We start from the raw sequence: 952 nt of genomic DNA, 5'->3' as shown, positions 1-952 counted from the left end.
TCTTACCGGCCAAAGGCTTATTCTGTCTTTCCCTTCATTTTCAATTGATACCGTTCCCTCCATGCGCCACGCGTTAAAATCGATGCCTGCCGTCCCCGTCAGATGACTTATACGTGTAATGTCGCTTGCCGGCCTATGACGCTTGGCGTCATATGACGCTTGGCGTGTACGCTACCTGCGTTTACTCTTCCGGCGTTGTTTCATCGGTTGTTGTCTCTTCCGATGTTGTTTCTTCTGGTATTGATATTTCGGGTATTGTTGATTGAACAGTTTGCCCACCAGTGGCTAGTTCAACAAAGGGTTCATGGCGATAAATTGCTTCAATAAATCCCCTGACACCTTGAAATTCAACAGGCAACCAAGCTTCACTTCCATCAATAATCACGTCCCCTGTTACTTTTAACCTGTCGCCAATTTTTGGCGTTTTTACCTTCGTTCCTCCAGTGCTGGGTTGAGAATGAATATTCGTTCCAATTTCTTGAAGATAATAAGTACCATCAACTCTCGTATTTTCTTGTCTTTCTGTAAACCTATTCTTTATAACAGTTACAAACACATCTTGCGTTGATGCTTTCTTTACGGTGTCGGTTATCGGCTTTATTATCGCCGCAGTTGCCGCCTCTTCTTTGGCTTCATAATTTCTTTTTTCAATTTCTTTTCCAACGGTAAGAAGCACCACAAAGCCGACCGCAACGAGCATTACTATTGATTTCAGGGCAGTCTTCGCATTTCCTTTGTTCCGTTCCGCCACTGCTCTTGCATAGGGTCTTGTCGCTATAAAGTAATAGCCAAATCCGGCGATGACTGCACAGATAGAAACAACTGACTGTGCCGCCGGACTCTTAATGAATCCTATGATTGCGGCTCCAATGTAGCCAAACCATAAAAACATGGCGGCTGTTTTGATTTTACCGCTGAACTCTAAAGCTCCCATTTCTTTTACCACGTCATA

The 952-nt window shown here is 44.0% G+C and carries 1 protein-coding gene; it reads right to left on the bottom strand.

Features of this window, described 5'->3' with window-relative positions; genetic code table 11:
* Positions 1 to 181: 181 nt before the first annotated feature.
* Positions 182 to 952 (bottom strand): hypothetical protein (locus ACYVTD_RS14095; RefSeq protein ID WP_461248356.1); only part of this gene is annotated, 771 nt, incomplete at its 5' end.

The organism is Treponema sp. R6D11 (assembly GCF_054786075.1).
The sequence above is the reverse complement of the archived record's forward strand: the minus strand, read 5'-3'. Positions and strand labels throughout refer to the sequence as shown.